The 5,425-nt window shown below is 40.8% G+C and carries 4 protein-coding genes; all 4 read right to left on the reverse strand.

All coding sequences use genetic code 11. The annotated features are described in order from the left end of the window. Window positions 1–142: 142 nt before the first annotated feature. Window positions 143–874 carry a DUF928 domain-containing protein gene (locus HWQ41_RS20320; RefSeq protein ID WP_292766671.1) on the reverse strand — a complete coding sequence of 244 codons (732 nt, stop codon included), beginning with the start codon at window positions 872–874 and terminating at the stop codon, window positions 143–145. A 156-nt stretch (window positions 875–1,030) separates the two neighbouring features. Next, a complete protein-coding gene (locus tag HWQ41_RS20325; RefSeq protein ID WP_292766673.1) occupies window positions 1,031–2,926 on the reverse strand; it encodes a CHASE2 domain-containing protein in 1,896 nt (631 codons plus the stop codon). Between the two features lie 35 nt (window positions 2,927–2,961). After that, the gene (locus HWQ41_RS20330) at window positions 2,962–3,672 is read right to left on the reverse strand and encodes a response regulator transcription factor (protein ID WP_292766676.1); all 711 of its coding nucleotides are present in this window, start codon (window positions 3,670–3,672) and stop codon (window positions 2,962–2,964) included. A gap of 581 nt (window positions 3,673–4,253) precedes the next feature. Further along, complete coding sequence (locus HWQ41_RS20335) at window positions 4,254–5,420, reverse strand: DUF1822 family protein (protein WP_292766679.1); 1,167 nt, start codon at window positions 5,418–5,420, stop codon at window positions 4,254–4,256. Window positions 5,421–5,425: the final 5 nt, after the last annotated feature.

Genomic DNA, 5,425 nt, shown 5'->3' on the forward strand with positions numbered 1-5,425 from the left:
TTTGGCGGGGTGGGGTTCTTCGGGTTTAATAAGTGATCAAGCGGACATAATATCATATAAGGAAAACCCCCTAACCGAGACAGAATTTCTTGTGTTAGAGGATCAGACAAAATTTCCACCATTTCTATTCTCCCCACTCCCTCTATATTCTTTCGCTGGAAATTTTCTGGATATCTTCAATGCGTTGTTTGATGATTTTGATATCGACTTCGTTTCCTGTGGGGATTTCAGATTGTGCAAGTTCTTGAACTAAAGTTGATCCAGTTTTACCCAATTTACCATTACTGCTTGCTTTCAATGCTTCTTCAAATGCTTCATACCACAGTTCATTTTCCGCATAATAATTTGCGCTTTCTGGTATGCTAGAAAATCGGTTCTTAGCTAATGATTGAGGATTGATGACGGTAAATTCTGCACTGCTCACAATTGGACGCGCTTCGCAGTCAATTGCGATTTGCCAGAAATATGTTTTACCTACAGTTAGTTCAGGATAATCGATAGGAAGTTTTAGTTTGTTGATCCCGACTGTTGTTGCTATTTCTTTAACTTTGCCGATTTGTTTAACGGTTGTCGCTGAATCAAATTCAAAGAGTCGGAATCGCACGGTTTGAGAACTTGACATATACCAAGCAAGCATTGGACGTGTGGAAGCGGTTTTACCGACAAATGTCTGAGGTGCAAGCTGCGTCACAGGGATACCGCGACTCGAACATCCACGCGAACCACCCGCACGAGAATATCCACTGGCAGGTTTGCGATCGCGTGGTTTAAACTCAGCATAGGCGGGGACTGCGCTAATTAAAAAAACTACTCCCACAACCAAACTTGTAAGTCTGCGGCTATGTTGCCAAAATCCAAAATATTGATCACTCATGGTAAATGCTGGTAATTATATGGTTATCTACTCAGGACTTACGCAAACAATAGCCAGAACCCTGATTTTCACGTAGGGGCAATTCATGAATTGCCCCTACCGTGTGTAGTTTTGCGTAAGTCCTACTACTAATAAGAACAGTTTTAAAATCTAAAATTATTTCGTAGGTTTCCAACTTAGTTCGCATATTGTGCCGCGAGGAGAAAGCGATTCACGTCGAAACTCTCCTCCTAATTGTCTGGCGAGTAGTTTAGAATGTTTTGTGCCTTTATTTTCGAGCTTTGATTGAATCCCAGAACCGTTATCTTTGACGCACAAATTGTATTGATTTGCAGCATAAACACCCGTTGCTTGAACATGTTTTACTCCTTGGGCATGTTTGCCAACATTACACAAAGCCTCTTCCAAAAAGAGACATATTTCACGTTTTTGTTCCATACTTAAATACTTATCATCAATCGGTTCAAAATTGCGAATTTTTACTTTTAATGTTTTAAAATATTCAAAATCGTGACGATCTAATGTACTTGAATAAACTTCATATAACAAATCATGAAGCGGTCGGTTCAATTCGAGGATCAATCCGCTTCCTAAACGCAAACTCTCTTCTTTTGTTAATGTTTCGAGTTTGAGAAATTCGCCAATTTCCCGAATTTCTCGATCAAGCTTTTCAAATTGTCCAAGCAGTCGTTCATAGGGTACATCTTTAGCACGCATATGCTTTAATCCATAGGCGAGGGTTTGCAGGGGGCCATTATGAATTACGGTAAAAGTGTGTTGAATTGTGTTTTGACGTTCGTTAATTTGCGATCGCAAGAATTTATCGTGCTGGTAAAATGCAAAAGCACTCAAGCCAACCCCATTCACAGCTAATATCATCAAGCTGGGTGCTACAGGAATCCATATACCCCACAACCACAGCATCACATACCCGTAGCTAAACAGACAAACTCCGGCTATACCAACACTAAATAGATTTTTCCAGACAGATTGCGTCAGCCGTCCAATAATGATCGGCAGAAAACCCCAAATAACTATCCATATATATTCTCCCATATCTCCCCAACTGTGCAACATTGGGCGACCATCAATTACACTACTGAGAATTTGACTGATGACGTGAGCATGATAGTCAACACCGTAAATTTGACCCTTTAATTCTAATGTTGGCAAAGCAGATGTATAAAAAATATCACCGACGCTCAGATTTCGGTTGCCAACTAACACAATGCGATCGCGCAACAATTTTGCATAAACTTTCTCATTTTTATCATTGAGAATATCGCGCAGCGACACAACATGAAAAGGCTGATAATTGTTGCGGAAGTTCATCAAAATTGACAATCCCCCATCCCCATGATTAATGCCCACATATCCACCAAAATTATCGGTGATTCGGGGCAATTCAGTCCCCTGAATCATGATTGTATTCGGGTCATTTTTCCCCGTTTCTAACTCAATCCCTTTAGTTTTTAAGTATCTAGTAACTAACTGTAACGCTAGAGAATATTTATCTTCTTTGTCATTTTTCGGATTCGTTGTATATAACAAATAGCGTCGATTTTTACTATCTGCATCATTCAATAAATCAACAAATCCAATTTGTTCGGGTGGCAAAGTTCGGGCTGGATAAATCTCTTTTGGTGGTAATATTTTTTCAATACTAATAATATTAGTATTTTCTCGCCATACCTTGGCGAGTTGTTCGCCACCAGGTTCAACGGGAACATTTTTGAATATATCCAGCCCAATTGCTAGCGGTTTATAGGTTTCTAACTTGGTGAGTAACTCTGCAATCTTCCCATCTGGAACCGGATATTGCTTAACCCATTCAATATCTTTTTCGTCAATCCCCACAATTACTACACGTTCATCGAGTTTTTCTGGGGGACGCAGACGTAACATGGTATCGAGAAACATCCATTCTAAAGATTGCATTCCTCCAACCATACGGATCAAGATCACCAACACCAACACTAGTATTCCCGGAGGTGCAGCAAGAGACCACAATCCAATTTCTTGGTAAATGCGATTCCAGATTCTCCTTCTCATCTAGTTTTTTTCCGCATTAATTTTTCCCGTCCGTATTAATCAATTAAACCTTCTTCACGGGAACGAAATTCGGTTTGGATTCGCATATTCTTACCACCTTGCTTACAGTCTTCAGGATATACCCCCAAAACATCCTGAATCTTCGTCCAGTAAGTCCGCACTGCTCGTTCTGATTTATACATTCGGTCAGCGATCGCCTTATCTGTCAAACTCTCTTCAAAAGCCAACCGCAACACCTCCAACCATTCCGGTTTGAGTTCGATCCCCGTTTTGATGTCTTTCGTGTGGGTTGCACCATGAAGTGCCAAATTCACCCGCATTAGCATCTCTTCTTCGGGTAATCCTTTGTCTGCGATCGCAAACCCACCTTGATGATTATCAATCTCGTGTTTGATCCGGATTAACGCCTTCACATAACTAGTTTGCACCATGAAATTCTGATGGGGATATTCTTGGAGCAAAGTTTGCAACAGCTTAATTCCGGTCTCAATTTCTGCTGTCTCCCCTTGCTGATCGGGAATTGATAAATCCATCACAATCAGGTCAAACTGGTGAAATTGAAGTTGAGAAAGTGTCTCTTTTCCCGTCTTAGCCTTAATAATAGAAGCTTCAGGATACTCTCGACTTAATACATCCAGGGTTCCAGTCAAAATTAATTGATGGTCATCGACAACAAGAATACCCAGCTTTTTCTCCACTGGTAAATGTCCATAAACTTGATGTTCTTTCAAACTTCTCCTTACCATATTTTCACCTATATTCATCCAATTTAAAATTTTCCTTAAGCTTTACGAAAAATCTCGTCCTCTACGGTGTTTACTTTGAGATTCATATCTTGCATCTTTTACCCCTAACTCTACTCGTTGAAGTATGCACCTATTTTAATTGGAGATGAATTTTCAAGCTATGCAGAAAAGTGCAAATCTAGAGATGTGAGTTTCTGTGACTGAAACCATAAGTCTACCGGGGCGGCACGTTTATGGTTTCAAATTGATTTACTACAGCTTAAATTTTTGTGGTTTTGAGGGTTCAGACTTGTTATTTTAAGCATTTGAGGGTGCATAAACTCCGTATTTTCAGCAAGTTTATGCTTGATTTTTAGACTTTCGGCAACTTTACGGTTTCAAAACGAAATGCTAAAATTGGGTTAGCGGAGCTTAACGTTCGCGTAGCGTCTCGTAGACAAGTTATCGCAGTACCAGAAATCAAGCTTTTCAGCTTGTATTGAGGCAAAGTTATGGTTCCAGTGACAGTAATTTAGTCCGATTATCTTAACTGATCACGGGTGCTGATTGCCCAACGTGAATTCTTGACTTGAAATTCCTCTTTAAAACTTGAGTATTTCCCCATTATAGTTGTCGGGAAAAGGTTCTATTTCCCAGACGATGCTTTCTCCTGCTTCTAAGGCAACTTCTACGTAGAGTTGTTCTACAGCCGTTATGGCTACATCTTCGTTATTGGGAAAAGGCTGTAAATCTTCGGTAAGTAATCGGAGTTTAAAACCACCGGGAATAGCTGCACCGATGGCGGCGTTACGTAATTCAAAACGCCAAATAGTTGCATCTGGCTCACCTTGTGGTATAATTAATAGTTCGTAAATTTGACCTGCAATCGCCAAGCGACGAGAGAGAATAGTACTTGGTTGTGTGTCTTCGGCACCCCGCGCTCCAGCAGCACTCAGTTGTAAATCAAAACTTCCCCAACCGACAGCCTCAGCAACTTGAGAAACACCGCTTTGCAACCATTGGATAACTGACCACTGTTCTGGTAATCCTAAGCGTTGTTGATATAAGTTTTGTCGCCAACCGCCATGTTGAATTAATCCACCCCACAGTTGAAAAGGGATTTCTTGCCGGGGTGTAAGTATTTCCGGGTTTCCCAGACGGGCAATTAAATTTTGTGCTTGTTGTGGTGATAAGCTGGGAATCTCTTCAATAGCGCTACGGGTGGGTTCTTCTGGACACAATTGACGCGCCACAGCTAAAACGCTGATGTCGTTGATTATATCAGTAGCATCCAGAGAATAAGTGCGATCGCTGGCATCATAACTGCCTTGAGTTTTCAGTTTTTCATGGCTACAATAACCCCAAACCATAACATAGCCTTCGTCTGGTTCAACTTGCACAGCTAAATAATAATCACCAACCCAACTAGGAATATCCACCCATTCTTGGGGTACTCGCAATTCACTTAAATCAATTGCCTCACTAGGAATCAAGACTAATCTTGTTGCATCAAGCGTGAGTGCAATTCCATTAACCAGTTCCCAGAAACTTGGTAAAGCAGTGGTAGTTGGCCAAACCTTTGTCTGTGGCGTCCAGTCTTCTTGCAACCATAACAAGATTGCACCCAAGCAAAGTTCATTAATATAAGCTTGATAGCGAGAACTAGCATTAGAATAAGCTTGACTGTTTAAATCCGCTTGGTTTTGGGTAATTGTAGGGATTTCCAAAACCAGATATGTTGGGTTAGCGAAAGTAAATACAGTAGTCATAGGGA

Source organism: Nostoc sp. NOS(2021), assembly GCF_017115025.1.
Lineage (GTDB): Bacteria > Cyanobacteriota > Cyanobacteriia > Cyanobacteriales > Nostocaceae > Nostoc.